Annotated in this window: 23 protein-coding genes; 22 read left to right on the forward strand and 1 reads right to left on the reverse strand. The window is 41.5% G+C overall.

Translation table 11 applies throughout. The features are described from left to right. Positions 1 to 50 precede the first annotated feature (50 nt). The 11 genes from AMET_RS01570 to AMET_RS01615 all read left to right on the forward strand — a co-directional run bounded on the left by AMET_RS01570 (position 51) and on the right by AMET_RS01615 (position 9,532). Positions 51 to 941: a glycosyltransferase family 2 protein gene (locus AMET_RS01570; protein WP_011971445.1), complete on the forward strand. Its 891-nt coding sequence runs from the start codon at positions 51 to 53 to the stop codon at positions 939 to 941. 27 nt (positions 942 to 968) lie between these two features. Next, the gene (locus AMET_RS01575) at positions 969 to 1,388 is read left to right on the forward strand and encodes a GtrA family protein (RefSeq protein WP_011971446.1); all 420 of its coding nucleotides are present in this window, start codon (positions 969 to 971) and stop codon (positions 1,386 to 1,388) included. Between the two features lie 187 nt (positions 1,389 to 1,575). Next, the gene (locus AMET_RS01580) at positions 1,576 to 2,322 is read left to right on the forward strand and encodes a polyphosphate polymerase domain-containing protein (RefSeq protein ID WP_011971447.1); all 747 of its coding nucleotides are present in this window, start codon (positions 1,576 to 1,578) and stop codon (positions 2,320 to 2,322) included. Positions 2,323 to 2,333: 11 nt separating this feature from the next. Beyond that, positions 2,334 to 3,029, forward strand: coding sequence for a DUF4956 domain-containing protein (locus AMET_RS01585; RefSeq protein WP_011971448.1), 696 nt, complete (start codon positions 2,334 to 2,336; stop codon positions 3,027 to 3,029). A gap of 50 nt (positions 3,030 to 3,079) precedes the next feature. Next, positions 3,080 to 4,855 (forward strand): CotH kinase family protein, encoded by a 1,776-nt coding sequence (locus AMET_RS01590; RefSeq protein ID WP_041720223.1) that lies wholly within the window; start codon positions 3,080 to 3,082, stop codon positions 4,853 to 4,855. Positions 4,856 to 4,916: 61 nt separating this feature from the next. Continuing rightward, complete coding sequence (locus AMET_RS01595) at positions 4,917 to 5,990, forward strand: acyltransferase (RefSeq protein ID WP_011971450.1); 1,074 nt, start codon at positions 4,917 to 4,919, stop codon at positions 5,988 to 5,990. Positions 5,991 to 6,374: 384 nt separating this feature from the next. After that, positions 6,375 to 7,505 carry an efflux RND transporter periplasmic adaptor subunit gene (locus AMET_RS01600; protein WP_198135378.1) on the forward strand — a complete coding sequence of 377 codons (1,131 nt, stop codon included), beginning with the start codon at positions 6,375 to 6,377 and terminating at the stop codon, positions 7,503 to 7,505. Positions 7,506 to 7,560: 55 nt separating this feature from the next. Beyond that, complete coding sequence (locus AMET_RS01605) at positions 7,561 to 7,764, forward strand: efflux RND transporter permease subunit (RefSeq protein WP_041720225.1); 204 nt, start codon at positions 7,561 to 7,563, stop codon at positions 7,762 to 7,764. Positions 7,765 to 7,793: 29 nt separating this feature from the next. After that, positions 7,794 to 7,943: a hypothetical protein gene (locus AMET_RS27230; RefSeq protein WP_408626386.1), complete on the forward strand. Its 150-nt coding sequence runs from the start codon at positions 7,794 to 7,796 to the stop codon at positions 7,941 to 7,943. Then, positions 7,874 to 8,935, forward strand: a complete 1,062-nt coding sequence (locus AMET_RS01610; protein WP_049765132.1) for an efflux RND transporter permease subunit — start codon at positions 7,874 to 7,876, stop codon at positions 8,933 to 8,935. The genes AMET_RS27230 and AMET_RS01610 overlap by 70 nt, the downstream gene beginning before the upstream one ends. A gap of 24 nt (positions 8,936 to 8,959) precedes the next feature. Continuing rightward, positions 8,960 to 9,532 (forward strand): TetR/AcrR family transcriptional regulator, encoded by a 573-nt coding sequence (locus tag AMET_RS01615; RefSeq protein WP_011971452.1) that lies wholly within the window; start codon positions 8,960 to 8,962, stop codon positions 9,530 to 9,532. A gap of 68 nt (positions 9,533 to 9,600) precedes the next feature. On the opposite strand, the gene AMET_RS01620 is transcribed toward AMET_RS01615, so the two are convergent. After that, on the reverse strand, positions 9,601 to 10,956 hold the full coding sequence (locus AMET_RS01620; RefSeq protein ID WP_011971453.1) for a sodium-dependent transporter: 1,356 nt from the start codon (positions 10,954 to 10,956) through the stop codon (positions 9,601 to 9,603). A 344-nt stretch (positions 10,957 to 11,300) separates the two neighbouring features. On the opposite strand from AMET_RS01620, the gene AMET_RS01625 reads away from it, so the two are divergent. The 11 genes from AMET_RS01625 (at position 11,301) to AMET_RS25475 (ending at position 19,784) form a co-directional block, all read left to right on the forward strand. Beyond that, positions 11,301 to 11,663 carry a response regulator gene (locus tag AMET_RS01625; RefSeq protein WP_011971454.1) on the forward strand — a complete coding sequence of 121 codons (363 nt, stop codon included), beginning with the start codon at positions 11,301 to 11,303 and terminating at the stop codon, positions 11,661 to 11,663. Positions 11,664 to 11,782: 119 nt separating this feature from the next. Next, positions 11,783 to 12,172 carry a 3-aminobutyryl-CoA ammonia lyase gene (gene kal, locus AMET_RS01630; protein ID WP_011971455.1) on the forward strand — a complete coding sequence of 130 codons (390 nt, stop codon included), beginning with the start codon at positions 11,783 to 11,785 and terminating at the stop codon, positions 12,170 to 12,172. A gap of 13 nt (positions 12,173 to 12,185) precedes the next feature. Beyond that, on the forward strand, positions 12,186 to 12,998 hold the full coding sequence (gene kce / locus AMET_RS01635) for a 3-keto-5-aminohexanoate cleavage enzyme (protein WP_011971456.1): 813 nt from the start codon (positions 12,186 to 12,188) through the stop codon (positions 12,996 to 12,998). Positions 12,999 to 13,009: 11 nt separating this feature from the next. Next, complete coding sequence (gene fsa / locus AMET_RS01640) at positions 13,010 to 13,654, forward strand: fructose-6-phosphate aldolase (protein WP_011971457.1); 645 nt, start codon at positions 13,010 to 13,012, stop codon at positions 13,652 to 13,654. Between the two features lie 93 nt (positions 13,655 to 13,747). Beyond that, positions 13,748 to 14,566: an alpha/beta fold hydrolase gene (locus AMET_RS01645; protein ID WP_011971458.1), complete on the forward strand. Its 819-nt coding sequence runs from the start codon at positions 13,748 to 13,750 to the stop codon at positions 14,564 to 14,566. A gap of 492 nt (positions 14,567 to 15,058) precedes the next feature. Beyond that, positions 15,059 to 16,057, forward strand: a complete 999-nt coding sequence (gene glpX, locus AMET_RS01650; RefSeq protein ID WP_011971459.1) for a class II fructose-bisphosphatase — start codon at positions 15,059 to 15,061, stop codon at positions 16,055 to 16,057. A 31-nt stretch (positions 16,058 to 16,088) separates the two neighbouring features. Continuing rightward, positions 16,089 to 17,057 carry a class II fructose-bisphosphatase gene (gene glpX, locus AMET_RS01655; RefSeq protein ID WP_011971460.1) on the forward strand — a complete coding sequence of 323 codons (969 nt, stop codon included), beginning with the start codon at positions 16,089 to 16,091 and terminating at the stop codon, positions 17,055 to 17,057. Positions 17,058 to 17,182: 125 nt separating this feature from the next. After that, on the forward strand, positions 17,183 to 18,616 hold the full coding sequence (gene rho, locus AMET_RS01660) for a transcription termination factor Rho (protein WP_011971461.1): 1,434 nt from the start codon (positions 17,183 to 17,185) through the stop codon (positions 18,614 to 18,616). A gap of 108 nt (positions 18,617 to 18,724) precedes the next feature. Next, complete coding sequence (gene rpmE / locus AMET_RS01665; RefSeq protein ID WP_011971462.1) at positions 18,725 to 18,922, forward strand: 50S ribosomal protein L31; 198 nt, start codon at positions 18,725 to 18,727, stop codon at positions 18,920 to 18,922. A gap of 97 nt (positions 18,923 to 19,019) precedes the next feature. After that, positions 19,020 to 19,607 carry a thymidine kinase gene (locus tag AMET_RS01670; protein ID WP_011971463.1) on the forward strand — a complete coding sequence of 196 codons (588 nt, stop codon included), beginning with the start codon at positions 19,020 to 19,022 and terminating at the stop codon, positions 19,605 to 19,607. A gap of 12 nt (positions 19,608 to 19,619) precedes the next feature. Then, entirely contained in the window at positions 19,620 to 19,784 is a 165-nt protein-coding gene (locus AMET_RS25475) for a hypothetical protein (protein ID WP_157047127.1), read from the forward strand. Positions 19,785 to 19,907: the final 123 nt, after the last annotated feature.

Here is a 19,907-nt window from a genome sequence, read left to right on the forward strand (position 1 = left end):
GGGGAGTCTGTTTTCCTTCCGATGATTAAATAGAAATGGAGCGGTGTATAATGAAAGAAAAGCTGATTTCTTTAGTGGTACCCATGTATTGTGAAAATGAAGTCGCTAAGGAATGCTATAAACGATTAAAAGAAGTGATGAAAAAGCATGAGATCCCCTATGAAATGGTGTTTATCAATGATGGTAGCACCGATGAGACCCTATCTATATTAGAAGTTATTGCAGCCCAGGATAAAAAGGTAAAGGTCATTAGCTTTGCCCGGAACTTTGGCCATCAAATAGCAGTGACCGCAGGGATTAAGCGGGCCCAAGGGGATGCCGTGATCGTCATCGATGCAGATCTACAGGATCCACCGGAGCTCATTCCAGAAATGATCAAGCTATGGGAGGAAGGCTATCATGTTGTCTATGGAAAGCGGAAGAAGCGTCAAGGGGAAACCTGGTTTAAGCTGACCACGGCCAAATATTTTTACCGATTTTTAAATAGTATCACTGAGGTGGATATTCCACTTGATACAGGAGACTTTCGATTGATGGATCGTAAGGTAGTAGATATCTTTAACAATATGCCTGAGAAGAACCGATTTATTCGGGGAATGGTCAGCTGGATAGGATTTAAGCAAACAGCCATTGAATATGAAAGACAGGAGCGCTTTGCAGGAGAGACAAAGTACCCACTGAAGCAGATGCTAAAGTTAGCAGCCGACGGCATTTTATCCTTCTCCTTTAAGCCTGTCAAGTGGATTGAAGGTACTGGAATTGTTATTTTCCTATTGGGAATGCTACTTTTATTCTTCTCTGGGATTTATGGACTGCTAGTGGTCATTGGTGGGATTCAATTGTTTGCCATTGGCATCATTGGAGAATATGTTGTGCGGATTTATGACGAAGCTCGGGCAAGACCAATTTATACCGTAGAGAAGGAAATTAACTTCAAGTAGAATCAGAAAGGATCAGGAGGTGCACTCATGCTAGGAAATCTAAAACATTATATGAATTATCTCATTTTTGGGGTATTAACAACCGCAGTGAACCTGGTGATTTACACCATATTGATTCGGTTTGGGCTTCACTATCTGATCAGTACAACCATTGCCTTTATCCTAGCGGTTTCTGTGGCCTTTTACACCAATCGGAAATGGGTTTTTGACAGTGATGTTAAGGAGCAAAAGGGCCTGATGAAGGAAATGAGCACCTTTTTTGTTGTTCGGATTGGAACCTATTTCTTTGATTTGTTTGGATTGATCTTACTCATTCAGCTGGCGGATATGGATGAGCTCATTAGTAAGTTGATCGTCAATGGGGGTGTGATTGTGCTGAACTATGCACTGAGCAAGTGGGTGGTCTTTAAAAAGCCCAGACCCATGACCGTAGGTAAAAATGGATAACCCTTGGTAAAAAAATGCCAAGGTTTTTTGTTCGTAGGCTCCATACCCTTCAAATCTTGCTGTGTTCTAGTTAAAAGTTGTCAAAACCAAGGAATTCGTGTAAAATAGTATGAGCACGATTCTGTGAAAAAACGAAAAGGCATTGGGCCCTATACATGGGGCGTTACGGTGAAAGGCTGGTGACAAAATGATCCAAGAGGTTTTTAATCGATATGAATTTAAATATGTCATTAATATGAATCAATATAAACAGGTATTAAAGGCGTTGAAGGGTCGGATTGAAGTGGATGGCAATGGGGATCCTGATGGTTTTTATAAAATCCTCAGCCTGTATTATGATTCCGATGCAGATACTTTTTTCCATGAAACAATTGATGGGACCACATTCCGACAAAAGCTACGATTGCGGGCCTATAATCACGTGACCATGGAAGATGATGTTTTTTTAGAGGTGAAGCAAAAGCATAATGGGGTTGTGAATAAAAGAAGAACCCAGATGAGGGTAAAGGATGCCTATGATTTTTTAAAGCTAGGGGTAGATCAAAAGGCTCTTCAGCAATATGCATCCTCAAACAAACAAATTTTAAATGAAATTCACTTTTTAAAGGAGTTTCACCTACTGACTCCTAAGATTTTAGTTTCCTATGACAGACAGGCATTTCAAGGGATTGAAGAAAAAGACCTGAGGGTTACATTTGATACCAACCTAAGAAAGCAGGAATTTGATCTGCGTATAGATGGGGCTAATTTAGGGACACAATTTATGGGTTCAGATGTGAGTGTATTGGAGGTCAAGGTCAATGACCGGATCCCCCTTTGGCTTTCAAGGACTCTGAATGAATGTGGCTGTTATCGACAAAGTGTTTCAAAATATTGTATCGGATACCAGCAGTCATTGACGGCTGCAAACAGCCAAAAGAAACAAGTGGGCTAGGAGGAAATCATATGGAGCAGTTATTTGAAGAAGCAATACAATTAAATGGTGTCACACCTATGCAAATGGTAATTAATGTGATCGTGACCATGATTGTCAGTTTATGTGTGGGGTTGATCATTACCTATACCTATAGAAAGACCCACAAGGGGGCTAATTACTCCCAATCCTTTGTACACACCCTGCTGATCATGAATATTGTCATTTCCGTGGTCATTATGGTTATTGGAAGTAATATTGCAAGGGCTTTTAGTCTAGCCGGTGCACTATCCATTGTTCGCTTTAGGAGTGCCATTCGAGATCCTAAGGATGTGGCCTTTATCTTTTTTGCCATGGCTGTGGGCTTAGCCACTGGAACTGGTAATTACCTGGTGGCCATTGTCTTTGCCATCGTGGTTTCATTTGTGATTTACGGACTTTATACCTTTAATTATGGAGATCGAGGACAAGTTAATAAGATATTAAAGATCACAGTTCCTGAAAATTTAAATTATGAAGGCTTATTTGATGATCTTTTTCAAGAACATTTAATAGACTATTCCCTGGCCAGTGTGAAAACCACAAACCTAGGAACAATGTTTGAGCTCACCTACTTTATTAGAAGTAAGGAAGAGCAGCAGGACAAGGAACTCATTGATGGGATTCGCTGTCGAAATGCCAATCTAAGGGTGGCGATTTTACTCAATGCCCAGGATTATTATGAGTAGGATCATTTGGCAGAGGATGTAACAGGACTCCCTTTAAAGAGGTGTTGAAGGTGAAGGAAAATAACCAAGACAAACTAATATCCGGGAAAAAGCTAATGATATGGCCCCTGATCCCCACTATTTTGCTACTGCTTCTGGTGGCTGTTTTATATGAGGATGAGGGCGCTATCCATACGGGCCAGGCCCCTAGAGATCCAATCAAAGTAGAGAAGGTTTATCTCTATATTGATCAAATGGATCTCAATTATTTATATGAGCGAGATGACTACTCTGATGAGGAGATCCCGGGAGTGGTAAAGTACGATCCTGAAGGGGAAGAAGTGGCCCTGAGGGGATTGCGCTTTCGTGGAAACAGCTCTAGACAAGAGCCTAAAAAATCCTTTCGAATCACCTTTGAGGAATCCCAAGAGGTGATTTTTGGCAGTAGAAGAATGAATTTAAATGCAATGTATACGGATCCTTCTATGATGCGGGAAGGACTTTCCATGGATTTATTTAGTAGATTAGGGCATCCCGCCCCTCGGACCCAGTATGTTGAGTTGTATATTAATGATGTCTATGAAGGATTGTACATGCATGTTGAACGGATCGATGAGGATTTTTTGACAGCCATGGGACTCTCGGACAAGGGAACATTGGTAAGAGATGGCTTTCGGGGAGAAGTCCAGCGGGCAGATATGGAGGATTTATCTTTTTTTGGATTTGATCTAGAGGGGATAGATGATCCTGAAGCCTTTGTAAGGGACAACTTTGATTATCGAGGCAACCCTGATTGGGAGGCTTTACTTGAGCTTGGAAAATGGGTAGAAGAAACCCAACCTGGGGCGGAATATGCCAGGGGTTTTATGGAACGGATTGACATTGAAAGCTTTGTTGATTGGTTGGCGGTTCATTTATTAGTGGGGGATATCGATGCCTTTTATGATGATTATTGGTTGTACCTAGACCATAGGGTGGCGGATGCAAAGTGGCAGTGGATTCCTTGGGATAAGGATTTAACATTTGGCTCTGTGTGGCGTCCAGTTTATAATGTAAGTAATGATTACTTCTATTATCAGTTTCAAATGCGAATGCCCTGGGTGAAGAATGATTTGATTGTTAAGTTTATGGAGACACCCCAGCTAATGGCATTGGTTTATGAACGAACAGAAGTCCTATTAGATGAGGTCTTCACCCTAGAAAAGCTTTCAATTGAGATTGATAGAATCGCAGAAAAAATCAGACCCTCTGTAGAAGTCAGTCCAGGTGTAGGGGCCTTCCGATTGAATCCAAGAAATCATTTTGGACAGCTGGGGAACTTTGAAGATCACGTGGAAGCAATCAAGGATTATGTGGCATTACGAGGGCAGTATTTACGGAAATACATTGGCCATAAAGGACGTTTACCTGCTGAAGGAAGGTTTGAAAGCACGGTTCGTTGGAACGAGCAGCAGCTAGATCAACCACTGTATTTTGTGGATGAGGGTGGCTGGGTCATTGGGAAATGGCAAGGAAAAGCCTTGGCTGAAGAAGGCAAACTCTCCATTGAGGTAAAGGAGGTCCCTTCTGTGGTTGGCATTAATCGCATTTGGACCCTAGTCTATGAAGGAGCACCTATCCAAGGAGAATTGACCCTATATTATTTAAATGACACCGAAAATCGAAATAACTGGTATGAAACATATGAAGCAGTTGGGGGACAAAGAGAACTCCAGATGATTGAATCTAATGGAATAAGATGGCGAGAACTCCCCTCTAGGGTGAACCCCTACTCTAACAAAGTAGTGGCAACTATGGAGTTATCTGGAGTCCATCAGTTGAGCCTGACAAAGGGTTCCCAGCAGTAATCGGCTTTAGGTTATACTTGAAGCAGGTGTTTGTGGCAGTAGAAAGAAGGAAGGTGGTCCTATGGAAAGAGTTGTAATGGAAAAGACCGGCACTGATGAACTCAATATCATTAGAACCCTGACTTGTTTAGCTGTGATTTTTGTTCATTTAACAGCGATTCCTGTTGACACACTGCTACCGGATAGTGTGCATATGATGATCTTTTCTTTTTTAAACCGAGGGACTAAATTTACAACACCTACATTTATTTTTTTAAGTGGGTTCACCCTATTTTATGCCTATCGATCTAGAGAATTGAAATATGGAACATTTATTAAGAAACGATTTAAAAGTGCATTGATTCCTTATTTTGTGTGGACATTAATTTATTATCGCTTCTTTGTCAACGAGGGGACCTACATTCCCTCAACTTCATTTTTTCTGGAGCATCTATTCTGGGCTAAAATGAGCTATCATTTGTATTTTATCTTTATCATTGTGCAGTTTTATATTTCATTCAAATTGTTTTTACGGGGATTTCAAAAATGGAATCCCCATATGCTATTAGTGGGATTATTGATCACTAATCTGCTCTTTCTAAGATACGCAGATTTTGAATATATGGATCGGACATTTTTACGGTATATTTTCTTCTTTGGATTAGGCTGCTATGGAGCTCGTTTTGTAGATGTGTTTCGTGAAAAACTCACACAGTGGAAATGGATGCTTTTATTGGGGTATGTAGCAGTAGCTGGATATTATGCCTATCAGTTTCGTAGCTATCATGCCCGCTATCTGCCGGTGAATGTTTTTGCAGTGGAGGTCACCTGGCTGGCATTTTCTACTATGGCCATCCTTACCCTCTATGCCTTTGGATTTTGGCTCTCGAAGCGGAGTGAAAAAACATCTCCGGTATTTAAGCTGATTAGCCAAAGTTCCTTTTATATTTACTTGAGTCATCCTCTAGGGATTTTTCTAGCAGAAAGAACATGGGACGAGCTAGGGATCTACTCCATTACAGGAAGGTTTGGATTGAATGTCATTTTTGTCTATGGGTTCAGTGTTGGGGGATGTACCCTTTACACATATCTAAAGATGAGATGGCAGCATCATCAAAAAGAAAAAGCGGTTGCAGCCAGTGAAATGATAAAGTGATTTGAGACAAGAGATTTGTTCTTAGGTACGAAATTGAAGAATGGGTTGACATAGATTCATAGAGAGAGCTGCTTATTGAAAAAAATAAGTAGTTCTCTTTTTAAAATGAAAGGGTGCCTATAGAGGCAATATAAATTCCCAAAATAGGAAGTATAAAGTACAAATTATTAAGCATAGACTATGAAATATTAAATATTCTGAACAAATCAATGGATTGATTAAATTTCGTTATATCCTATTATATAATAAAAAGACCGACCGACTGGTAGGTTCTGAAAGTCGAGAGTGAAACCAAGTAGGTCAATTAATAATGAATTAGTAAAAGGAATGAGGAGGAGTAGAGAAATATAAAAATTAGGAATGACTCGATGGTTTTTATTGATTATGATAACAACCGTAATATTAGCAGGTTGTTCAAGCACAACTTCTGTTGAGGGAGATGAAGCTGAACCGACGGATGATTATGTGGCAGTAGAGGTATCTCAGGTTGAAATGAGAGGCCTTGCCAATGAAGCAACATTAAATGGGCGTGTATTTAGTGAAAATGAGGTGATGGTACTGCCTAGAACACCGGGTATTGTGGATTGTGTTAATGTGAAGCTAGGAGATTCAGTGCAAAAGGATCAAGTTCTTTTTGTATTAGAGCAAGACAGTAGTGTTTTATTAGGAATTGAACAAGCTGAAGAAGCAGTCAAATCAGCCACAAAGGGAACAGAGCAAGCAGCCCAAGGGATTGCATTAGCCGAGAATCAATACAAAATGGCTAAGGATCAATATGATGATGCCCAAGCGAACCTAGAAAGAATCAAAAGTCTATATGATGCAGGAGCTGTCCCTAAAACACAGCTAGATCAAGCAGAAATGGCTGCCGCCGATGGAAGTCTCGTGGCGGCAAGATCACAAATCACCCAGGCGGAGATTAGCTATCAGCAAACATTGGGACAGCTAAGACAGGCAGAAATCAGTGTAGATCAGGCGAGAACGAACTTAAATCATTTAGAAGTGAAAGCTCCAGCCAGTGGCATTATTTCAACACTTGATCTTAGAGTTGGACAAATGGTAACCAATGCCCAGCCAGTGGCAACCATTGTGGATGTCAATGCCCTATATATACAGTTTGAATTACCAGAAAATATGATCAACCAATTTAAAAGAGGTCAAGAGGTTGTTGTTTCAATTCCTGCTGCCAATGTGAGAGACGCAAAGGCAACGGTTGGACTAGTCAGCGCTGCGACGGACCAAAGAACCCAGCTTTATCCTGTTAGAATAGACTTAACTAAGTCTGGTGACCTAGTGAGACCGGGAAGTACAGGGGAAGTACAGGTAGCTACCAATCAAACAGGAAATGCATTGATTATTGAAAGTAGAGCCATCCTGAACCAGGACAATGAAACACTGGTTTATGTAGTGGAGAATGATCATGCCGTGGAGAGAAAGGTGACCCTAGGCTTAGATACCGCAGAGTATGTAGAAATTATTGAAGGAGTAAGCGAAGGACAACAAGTCATCATTTGAGGGCAGCAGTATGTAGCCCATGGGGCACAAGTCAAAGTAGTAGAGGTAGATAGCCGTGAATTTATCAGCTCTAGCAGTTAAAAGACCCGTCGCCATTGTGATGATGGTCCTAGTTATTGTGCTATTGGGAACCGTTTCCTTAACTCGACTGCCCTTGGATTTATTACCAGATATAGAAGTGCCAGTTGCAATCGTATCGACTTCCTATTCCGGGGTAGGACCTGAGGAAATGGAAAATCTAATATTCGAACCACTTTAATTATTGGAACGTCGATTCCAGTTTCCATTATGGCCACATTTACTCTATTGTACCTTAATGGGATTACACTCAACCTAATGACCCTTGGAGGATTAGCCCTGGGGGTGGAATGCTGGTGGATAACGCCATTGTTGTACTGGAAAATATCTACCGTTTCCGATCTGAAGGGGATGACCTAGGGGTATTAGATCAGATATCTAATGATATAAAAGGAATTGTGGAATCTGTGGAAGGAACCCGAGAAGCCTCCACAAGTATTGGAGAACGAATGCCAGAGGTACAGGTGACGGTAGATAAAGTTCGGGCCGCTAGCTACGGATTAACAACGGCACAGGTTGCCAATGCTGTTCGGGGGGCTACCGATGGTGTGACCGCCACACGCTACCAAACTGCAGGAAATGAAATTGATGTTGTCATTAGAGGAACTGAGCGTGTCAAAGAGAGTTTGACCAATTTAGAGCAGGTCAACATCACCACACCTATGGGGGCACTGGTTCCCCTAGGCCAGGTTGCCAATGTCTCTGTGGAAAGGGGACCAGTTCAAATCAACCGTGAAAATCAAGTGAGAACCGTCAGTGTCAGTGGGCAAATCACAGGGAGAGACCTGCGAAGTGTCACCGATGACATTGGAACAAAGCTTGCAGATTATGATATGCCTGAAGGATATAGCTATGAGTTTGGGGGACAGGAGCAAGAGCTAAATGATGCCATTGCTGATTTATCCTTAGCCCTTGGATTAGCAGTTATTTTAATCTATATGATTTTAGCAGCACAATTTGAATCATTGCTCCATCCCTTTACAATTATTCTATCGGTTCCATTAGCCTTTGCAGGGGGAGCCCTAGGACTATTTGTAACAGGCAGAAGCTTGAGTGTACCTGCATTCATAGGAGTAATCATATTGGCAGGAATCGTGGTTAACAATGCCATTGTACTGGCGGATTATATCAACACCCTGTGGCTTGAAGGTAAGGACAGAGCCGAAGCCATTACCATAGGAGAGGGCGCGGAGATTCAAGCACCTATGGCCACAGTTGTGATTGGTGGGTTACTGCTGTCTACCGTATTGACACTGGTATTAATTCCAGTGGTGTATACAATCGTTGATGATTTCTCAATCTGGATTAAGCGAAAAATTAAGAAGCTAGATGGAGAACCGGCAGTGGACTAGTAGATGAATCGAGGTGTTTGACTGATGAAGGATAAACGAGAAATCGGGAAGGAAGAAATCATCCAAGCAGCCATGACTGTTTTTGATAAACATGGATTCCATGAAACTAAGATGAAGGACATTGCTACTGAGGCGGGAATTGGTAAAGGAACCCTGTATGAATACTTTGAAAGTAAGAAAGAGTTATTTCGACAAATGATTATCTACAAATTAAATAGTTATATAGAAGGGATCGAAAAGGTCATTGCCCATGAAGGAACCACAAGAGAAAAACTTATGGGCTTTGCAGCCTACCATGGAGGATTTATGCATGAGCATCATAGCAAGGCAGAAATGATTTTCTTGAAATCCGATTCCTTGCCGGAAGAGTTTAAACAGTGGATGGTAGCAGGTCGAAATCAGATATTTCGATTGATGCTTTCGTTGATAGAGGAAGGAATGAATAGAGGAGAGCTCAGGAAAGATTTAAATAAGGAAATAGCAACAGCTGTAATTTTTGGAGGAATAAAAGAGTACTATTTAGACAAAATTTATTGTGTGGGGACAAAACCAGGCCTAGCCCATGATATTGAGAATAGACTACAAAGCGATTATTGAAAAAGGTGGCCTAGGCCACCTTTTTCAATACCCTATTTAATTTCACCTACTAAAGCAGTCGGTTTAAATTAAGATAAAATTCCTTGAACAAATACAACTGCAATGGCAATTGGTGCAACCCACTTAATCATGAAGGACCAGAATCCTGCAAGCTTAAATGGAATGGTACCTTCGTTAGTTGCTTCTTTGATGGCATTTTCTAAGCCCCAAACCCAACCGATGAAGATACAAAGTAAGAATCCACCAACAGGCATTAATACATTACTTGCGATAAAGTCAACGGAGTCTAGAATGTCTAATCCTCTGAAGGGACTAATGTGACTCCAAACGCCAATTCCTAAGGAAGAAGGAATTCCTAATAAGAAGATGACAGCAGCTAAACCGATTGTTGCTTTTTTACGAGTCATATTCCACTCGTCTACTACATAGGCTACGCACACTTCTAATAATGAGATAGAAGAAGTTAGAGCAGCAAACAATACAAGTAGGAAGAAAACAAATCCAAATAAACCTCCTAAAGGCATTTGAGAAAATACTGCTGGTAATGTAACAAATAATAATCCAGGTCCCTCTGCTGGGTCAAACCCGAAGGAAAATACCGCTGGTAGTATAGCTAAACCAGCTAATAAAGCAATACCAGTATCAACTAATGGAATAATGAAAGAACTTTGAGGGATGTTTGCATCCTTGCTTAAGTAGCTTCCGTAGGTGATCATTGCCCCCATACCTAAACTGAGGGAGAAGAATACCTGTCCAAGGGCTGATAAAAGCACGGCTCCAGTAATCATAGAGAAGTCTGGAACTAATAGGAACTTAATTCCTTCCATGGCTCCTGGTAGTGTAACTGATCGAAGCATGGTTAATACCATCATGACAAATAACGCTGGCATTAGAATTTTAGCATATTTTTCGATACCACCCTTAACGCCACCAATAACAATACCTAAGGTAAGAATCATAAAGATTGCATGATAAAATAGTGGTTCAACAGGATTGGAGATAAAGGCACCAAACATGCCACCGAGAAATTCTGGGTCACTTGTTGTAAAAGCGCCGGTGATAGCCTTGAACATATAGTTGATTACCCAACCACCGATAACGCTGTAGAAGGAAAGGATTAAAAATCCAGCTAGGACACCTAGTCCTCCAACCCAAGCCCAGTTATTACGAATTTTTTTATAGGCACCAAGTGCATTTAATTGCGTATGTCTACCCAGTACTAACTCTGCCATCATTAAAGTAAAACCAACTAAAATTAAAATTGCGAAATAAACAAGTACAAAGGCACCCCCACCGTTTTGTCCAGCTGTAACAGGGAATCGCCATAAGTTACCAAGTCCAACAGCAGATCCTGCCGCCGCCAGTATAAATCCAACCTTTGAACCCCATTGGTCTCTTTCTGTGTTGTTATTCAAGTTTGCCATAAAGACCCTCCTTGTGATGAATGATAAAATAAATTGCCGACAGTTCTTCTTTTGGTCACCTCCTTATTATGATTAAATGATGCCAAAATATTCACAAAAAATTTTAATCATTAAACTAGTTTAATAAAACTGAAAATTTTAAAAATTGGCCCTCGATTAATAATTATACAAGAATTTGTCGAAATAGGCAAGCGTTAGTTTATTAACAATTCACGCAATTGTATTTGATATAAAAGCAACTAGGGTATAGATAATTCATAAAATTATTAATACTTTTGCAGGTTTTTTTTCTTGGATGCCGAAATGTATTAAATGTAGAGACTGAAAAGAGGAGCTGAAGAGCATTGCCACATAAAATTCTAATCATTGATGACCAACCAAGAATATGCTCTTTGTTGGAGGAAGTTTTTAAAAAAGATTACGAAGTCTATCTAGCCACAGAGGCTAACAAAGCACTTGAGATCATAGAAACAGCCCAACCGGACTTGGCCATTGTGGATATGAACCTGGGACAAGAGAGCGGTGTGGATCTGATTGAAAAAATGCTAGAAATAAAAAATGACTTACTGCTTGTCATGCTCACGGGCAATTATACTCCTAGGCACAAAGAAAGGGGAGCAGAATTAGGGGTGAAGGCGTTTTTAGAAAAACCCTTCGATATCATAGAGATGAGGAGCTGTATTGCATCCATTTTATCTAACGGATAAGTAGCGTTGGATTTAATAAAAAGTACACGCGATACGGTTTCGCCCATGAATCTTGAGCACTTGGAATTTTTAAAAGAATGTTAAAAATGATTAATAAAATATTTTAGGGGGTAAATTATATGAAAGCAATGATTCGTATGAGAATGAGTATGCATGATGCACATTATGGAGGTAATTTAGTGGATGGGGCAAAGATGCTTCAATTATTTGGGGATGTGGCCACAGAGCTATTGATCCGTCATGATGGAGATGAAGGTCTTTTTGTAGGCTATGACCAGGTGGAATTTACAGCGCCTGTTTATGCCGGGGACTATATTGAAGCTGTGGGTGAGATTGTTAAGGTGGGAAACACCTCTCGGAAGATGGTTTTTGAAGCAAGAAAGGTGATTGTTCCCCGTTACGACATTAATGAATCAGCCTGTGACGTATTGGAGGAGCCTATTGTTGTGTGTAAGGCCTCTGGTACTTGCGTTGTCACAAGGGATAAAAAGAGATTGAAGCGGGAGTAGGAGGAGAGAATAAATGGAAAAACTGATTATTACGGCTGCCCTAACCGGTGCTGAAGTCACCCGGGAACAACAGCCAAATTTACCACTGACACCAGATGAAATTGCACAGGCAGCCTATGAGTGCTATGAAGCTGGGGCATCGATTGTTCACGTACATGCCAGGGATGAAGAGGGAAAACCCACACAATCCTATGAGGTTTATGAAGAAATTAAGCAGAAAATACAAGCAAAATGTGATATCATTTTTCAGCCCTCCACAGGAGGGGCAGTGTGGCATACCCCTGAGGAGCGCTTGCAGCCAGTGGAGCTTAAGCCTGAGATGGCAACCCTAAGTTGTGGGACCTGTAACTTTGGACCCGATGTATTTATGAATTCCCAGGAATATATTGAAAAGTTTGCAAAACGCATGATGGAGTTAGGAGTTAAGCCAGAGATTGAAATTTTTGAAAGAGGGATGATTGAAAATGCCAAAGGGCTGGTTAAGAAGGGTTTAGCCAAGACACCATTGCATTTTGATTTTGTTCTAGGTGTCCCAGGAGCAGCCCCTGGTACGGTGGAGGATCTCCTTTATATGGTGAGATGCATACCGGAGGGATCCACATGGACCGTGGCTGGCATTGGCCGTGCTGAGCTGCCATTGGCAACAATGGCAATGATCATGGGTGGCCATGTTCGGGTGGGCTTCGAGGATAATGTGTACTATGGAAAAGGGGAGCTGGCTGAATCCAATGCCCAATTGGTGGCACGGATCCTTAGAATTGCAAAGGAATTGGGCAGAGAGATCGCTACACCAGAGGAAGCAAGACATATATTGGGACTTAAATAGGAGGTTAAACAATGAAGTTATTTATTGATACAGCCAACATTGAAGAAATTAAAGAAGTGGCCCAGTGGGGTATTTTAAGTGGGGTCACAACAAATCCTTCATTAATTGCGAAGGAAGGACGGGATTTTAAGCAGGTTATTGCGGAAATCACAGCCATCGTAGAGGGACCCATTAGTGCAGAGGTTGTGAGTCTTCAGGCTGAAGAAATGCTTAAAGAAGCCCAAGACCTGGTTGCCATTCATCCAAATGTTGTCATTAAGGTACCCATGACAGCCGAGGGTCTCAAGGCAGTAAAAGGTTTTTCGGAGCAGGGCATTAAAACAAATGTGACCTTAGTATTTTCGGCCAATCAAGCACTGCTGGCAGCCAGAGCCGGTGCTAGCTTTGTCAGTCCCTTTGTGGGGCGACTAGATGACATTGGACAGGAAGGCAGTGAATTGGTGAGACAGATCATCGAGATCTATGACATCCATGGGATTGAGACAGAAATCATTGCAGCCAGCATTCGGCACACACAGCACCTAACAGACGCAGCCTTGGCTGGGGCCCATATTGCCACCGTCCCCTACAAAGTCCTAAAGCAAAGTCTACTACATCCCTTAACGGATCAAGGCATTGAAAAATTTCTAAAGGACTGGGAGGGTCTCGTGAAATAATGAGATAAACGCAATTATCATCGTCAATGGTGGACTGTCCTGAGATATTGGCAAATAAGATTGTTCATTTTATAGAAGAAATCAGGTGATGAAATGCCAAAGGTAAAGATAAACGATGTAGATATCCATTATCGGGTCTCTGGAAAAGGAGACCAAGTATTAATGATCTTAAATGGAATTATGATGAGTGTTGCCAGCTGGATGGAGATGGTACCCACCTATACAAGGGCGGGGTACAAAGTGATCAATGTGGATTTTAGAGACCAGGGAGAATCTGGATCCTCTCCTGGGGGTTACTCCAATGAACAGCATGTGGAGGACCTAAAGGGGTTATTAACCCATTTAGAAATTAAAAGCTGTACTGTACTGGGTATATCCTATGGCGGTCAGGTGGCCATGATGTTGGCCCTTGCGTATCCTGAAATGGTACGGGGACTTATTTTGGCCAATACCATGAGTCGATTCACTCCCTATCTAAGGGCAATCGGTGCTGCCTGGGATGAAGGTGCAAAACTTCAGGATGGAGAAACGTTCTTTAAATTGGCCATGCCTCTCATTTACTCAGATGTTTTTTATGAACGAAAAGAACAATGGCTTCAAGATAGGGCAAGGGAATTTGGGAAAGCGGCTACAGCCCAGTGGTTTCAAAGATATCTAAGGCTTTCAAGTAGTCTAGAGGGCTATGATATTAGTGGGAAAATCCACTCTATTGAGGTGCCTACTCTAGTCATTGCATCGGATAAGGATGTTGTCACCCCCTATGAGGAGCTGTTGATGATTCATAGAAAAATCAAAAACTCTTTATTTGTGATGCTACCAGAGGCCGGGCATGCCTCCTGCTATGAAAAAATGAGGGAATTCAACGTACAAGTTCTTGGTTTTTTAGTGATGAACCAAGGAATGGATGGATAAAAGAATGAAGACTTCTAAAGTAGAAACGGGGAGTATATGAGGCTAAAATCATAACGGTAGAACAAGCGCTACAAAAGATAAAAAGTGGAGATGACATTGTATCAGGGCTAGGGGCAGCAGAGAAATTGAAAATTTGGTAGTGAGGTACGATAAAACTCGGCTAGGATTCAGTGGAAGTGAAAACTCCCATTGAGGACTAGCCGAGTTTTATGGTAAAAAGAGACTATTCACAACATATTATGGAGGTAAATGTGAAATAATACGGTTGAGAATTAGAGGAGAATAGTATATTATATTGGTAGATGTAGAACAGAAAAAGTATGTCACATATAAGTATAAGTAGATAACCGAAATCTGTGATTTCGTGTTAGTCACTTAGCTAGCTGCTTTTAGCTAGCATCATTGATAAAATGATAGCAATATACCGAAGATAACTCATAGCGAAACTTTTACATAGGATAGGGTTGTTTAAAAATCGAGGAGGAAAAAAGAATGGATCGTAATTTAGCATTGGAATTAGTACGTGTAACAGAAACCGCAGCATTGGCTTCCGCCAGTTATATGGGAAGAGGGGACAAGATAGGTGCTGATCAGGCCGCGGTAGATGGCATGAGAAGAGCCTTTAATAGTATTTCTATACGAGGAACTGTGGTTATTGGTGAAGGGGATTTAGATGAAGCGCCGATGTTATATATTGGAGAAACCGTGGGATGCGGAGATGAAACGGAAATAGAAGTGGATATTGCAGTGGATCCCCTAGAGGGAACGACTTTGATTGCCAAGGGACTACCTAATGCCATTGCAGTTCTTGCCATCGCACCAAAGGGAACACTCCTTCATGCGCCGGACATGTACATGAGAAAAATTGCTGTAGGACCAAGGGCAAAGGGTGTCATTAACATCGCAGCCCCAACAAGTGAAAATTTACATGCCATTGCCAAGGCATTAGATAAAAAAATTGAAGACTTAACGGTTACTGTTCAGGATAGACCAAGGCATGAAAAACTGATTGAAGAAATTAGAGAAGCTGGAGCAAGAATTAAGCTCTTTGGAGATGGCGATGTGGCCACGGCCATTGCCACGGGCTTTGAGGAAACCGGTGTGGACGTTCTGATGGGAATTGGTGGTGCTCCAGAAGGGGTGATTGCAGCCGTTGCATTGAAGTGTCTTGGGGGAGATATGCAGGCAATCCTGAATCCCATGAGTCCGGAGGAAGAGACTAGATGTCGGGAGATGGGTTTATCCCAGGACGATGTGAAAAAGGTGTTAACATTAGATGATTTGGTCAGCAGTGAGGATTGTTTCTTTGCAGCCACAGGGATCACCCAGGGAGATTTACTGCAGGGAGTTGTCTACAAAGGGAATAACCGTGCTTCTACCCATTCTGTTGTCATGAGGGGAAAAACCGGAACGGTTCGATTTGTAGAAGCACTACATCGTTTAGATAAAAATGAGACATTAACGGATGTATTAAAGAAGCACCAACGGTAAGGAAACAAGCACAATAAAGGAGTGAGTGGGAATGGATCGGAATTTGGCTATTAATCTAGTGAGAGTAACTGAGGCGGCTGCCATTGGTGCTGCTAAGCATATGGGACGTGGAGATAAGGAAGCTGCTGATCAAGCTGGTGTGGATGGTATGAGGAAAATGTTTGATACCATTAACATTGAAGGAACTGTTGTCATCGGTGAAGGGGAGATGGATGAGGCTCCCATGCTCTATATCGGGGAAGTCGTCGGGGAGAGGGGACACAATGCACCTCAGGTTGACATTGCGGTGGATCCTGTAGAAGGAACCACAGCTGTAGCAAAGGGACTTCCTAATGCCATAGCGGTAGTAGCCATGGCCCCTAAGGGATGTTTGCTTCATGCACCGGATATGTATATGGACAAGATTGCTGTTGGACCGGCGGCTGCCGGAAAGATTCATATTGATTGGCCAGTTCATAAAAACCTAAAGGCAACGGCAGAGGCACTGAACAAAAGCATATCAGATTTAACCGTAACAATATTAGATAGACCGCGGCATGCAGACATTATTCAGCAATGTCGAGATGCTGGGGCTAGAATTAAGCTCTTTAGTGACGGAGATGTGGCCACGGCCATCGCCACTTGCTTTGACGATACGGGAATCGATATTTTATTGGGTATAGGTGGGGCACCGGAGGGTGTGATCGCTGCAGCCGCATTAAAGTCCCTAGGAGGAGAATTCCAAGGGAAGCTCATCGAATTTGAAGAGGGCGAAGCTGAACGATGTATAAAAATGGGTGTATGTGTTAACAAAGTATACTATATGGATGATTTAGTAAAGGGAAATGAAGTGTATTTTGCAGCCACAGGTATTTCTGATGGAGATCTGTTAAAGGGAGTTGTTTATGGTGGGAATGGAATTGTTAAAACCCATTCAGTTGTCATGCGATCTGAAACTGGAACCATTCGGTTTATTGAAGCTATCCATAGGTTAAATCAAAAGCCCACATACTCTTACTAAGGACGCCTACTGATTTCTCATTGACGATTACATCCAAGAGTGATAAAATTAAGCATAAAAGAGAGGGACAAAGATAACTTTTGTCCCTCTTTCAGTAATTTACGTTAACCAAATGGAGGTGCACAGTGGATAAAACAGAATTAGCCACGAAGAAGCTTGAAGACCTGCGGCAAATTGCCAGGGCCTTGGGCATTAAAAACATAGGAAAATATAAAAAAAGTGAACTGATGGAACGGATCATTGGACAAGAACCCACTGAAGACAAAGGAACAACGATAGAAGAAATAGAACAGCCCATAGAGCCTAGTCAAGCAACCCAAGAGCCAGAGAAAACAAGTAAACCGGGAGTTCAAGAAATACCACCAGAAAAAAAGGATAGTCTCGTGGTTCAACAGGCAAAGGAACAAGGGTTGCCCTCACATCTGACAGATGAAATTTCCGAGGATGAATCAGTGAATATAGCACAAGGTATTTTAGAAATACATAGTGATGGATATGGTTTTCTAAGAAGGTATAACTATCTATCCAGTGATGGAGACATTTATATTTCCCCTTCTCAAATTAGACGGTTTAATATGAGAACTGGAGATAAAATCACAGGTATTACAAGACCCCCTAAAAGTGGCGAAAAGTTTAAAGCTCTTCTATATGTGAAGCAAATCAATGACTTGAATCCAGAAACAGCCACCCGTAGACCAAACTTTGAAGATCTGACTCCTATATACCCCAATAAACGAATTAATTTAGAACTGAATACAAAGGAATTATCTACCCGATTAATTGACCTGATTGCACCGATTGGAAAAGGTCAAAGGGGAATGATTGCAGCACCACCAAAGGCAGGAAAAACCATTTTACTGCAGCAGGTGGCCAATAGTGTTGCCCTTAATTATCCTGAGACAGAAATAATTGTTTTACTGATAGATGAACGACCAGAGGAAGTAACGGATATGCAACGGTCAATCAAAGGCGAAGTGGTGTACTCAACATTTGATGAGCTTCCTAGTCATCATGTCAAGGTGGCGGAAATGGTACTGAGCCGTGCCCAAAGACTTGTGGAGCATGGGAAGGACGTTGTTATTTTATTAGATAGTATTACAAGGCTGGCCAGGGCTTACAACCTGACGATTCCTACCACAGGAAGAACTCTATCTGGAGGATTAGACCCAGGGGCACTACACAAACCCAAGCGTTTCTTTGGTGCCGCACGGAATCTTGAAGAGGGGGGGAGCTTAACCATTATTGCCACGGCCTTGATTGAAACAGGCAGTCGAATGGATGAAGTTATTTTTGAAGAATTTAAGGGAACGGGAAATATGGAGCTCCATTTAGACCGAAAGCTTTCAGAAAAACGTATCTTCCCTGCGGTTGACATTAACAAATCTGGAACAAGGCGGGAAGAACTACTTTTGAGCCAGCGTGAGCTTGAAACCATCTGGAAAATCCGCCGAGCTATGGGTAATTCATCTCCTCAGGATGTCACTGAGAAGATTATTGCCTCCCTACTGGAAACCAAGAGCAATCACGAATTCGTAGAAATGTTAGCCAAGCGTTTATAGGCGAATTATGTCTTGCACCAGTAAAAGTTGTATGCTATACTGGAATAGTTAAATTCGACTTGTATGTTTAAAATTATATAAGCGTTTCAGAGGAAAGAGGTGAAGAGCATGAAGAAGGATATTCATCCAGCATATCAACAAATAGACGTACATTGTGTATGTGGAAACAAATTTAAAACAGGATCTACAAATAAAGAAATTAGAGTTGAGGTTTGTTCAGACTGCCATCCATTCTACACAGGTAAGCAAAAGAGTGTAGAAAAAGGTGGACGTGTAGAAAAATTCAAGAAAAAATTCGGTATGTAATTTGTCCCACATGGTGACGCAGATCAAGGTTGGAAAGATTTCTTTCTAACCTTGATTTTTTGCTCACACCGAAGGTAAAATGTAAGGAGATGAAGGCATGGTAGATATTATGGAATACTCAAAGGATGGGAGTATTGAGGTCATTGTAGGACCTATGTATGCTGGAAAGAGTGAAGAGTTGATCCGTAGAATCAATCGAGCTGAAATAGCAGAATTGAAGGTTTTGGCCTTCAAACCCTCAATAGATAATCGTTACTCCGCGCAACACATTACTTCTCATAATGGAAAACAATTGAAATGTATCCCAGTTAAGGACGCAAAGGAAGTAATGGAATACATAGAAAAACAAGATTTTGATATTTTGGCAATTGATGAGGTACAATTCCTAGGTGATGAAGTATTGAAGGTATGTCAAGATGTTGCCAATCGGGGAAAACGAGTCATTTGTTCTGGGCTAGATATGGATTTTAGGGGTGAACCCTTCCAAGTGGTACCGAACTTAATGGCCATTGCTGAGCACGTGACAAAGCTCACGGCTGTGTGTATGACATGTAAGATGCCTGCCACTAGAACACAACGATTAGTCGATGGACGACCTGCTAAGTATGATGATCCCATCATTATGGTAGGGGCTAAGGAAAGCTATGAAGCAAGATGCAGAAAATGCCATGTGGTGATAAGGTAAGGGGGTGTCCTTGTGTCTAATGCATTGATGATTATTGGAATAATTGGAACAGTAGTGGGAATTCTTTCCCCAATTTTCAGAGTATCTAAGCAGAAGTCCAGAAGAAGTGTGGGCTGGGTAAAGGTGATCTTGATCTCATTTTTATTGTTTATAGCAGGTGTGGTAATGGGACTCTAACCGCACAATGATAAGGGATTTTGTGTTAGCGTTATTGGTGTCATTAAACAAAAAATAATAAAAGGGGCGGATTTCATTATTTTGAAATCGCCCCTTTTATCTTCTGTGATTTTGTTGTTTAAA

The sequence above is a fragment of the Alkaliphilus metalliredigens QYMF genome, assembly GCF_000016985.1.
In the GTDB taxonomy this organism is placed as follows: domain Bacteria; phylum Bacillota; class Clostridia; order Peptostreptococcales; family Natronincolaceae; genus Alkaliphilus_A; species Alkaliphilus_A metalliredigens.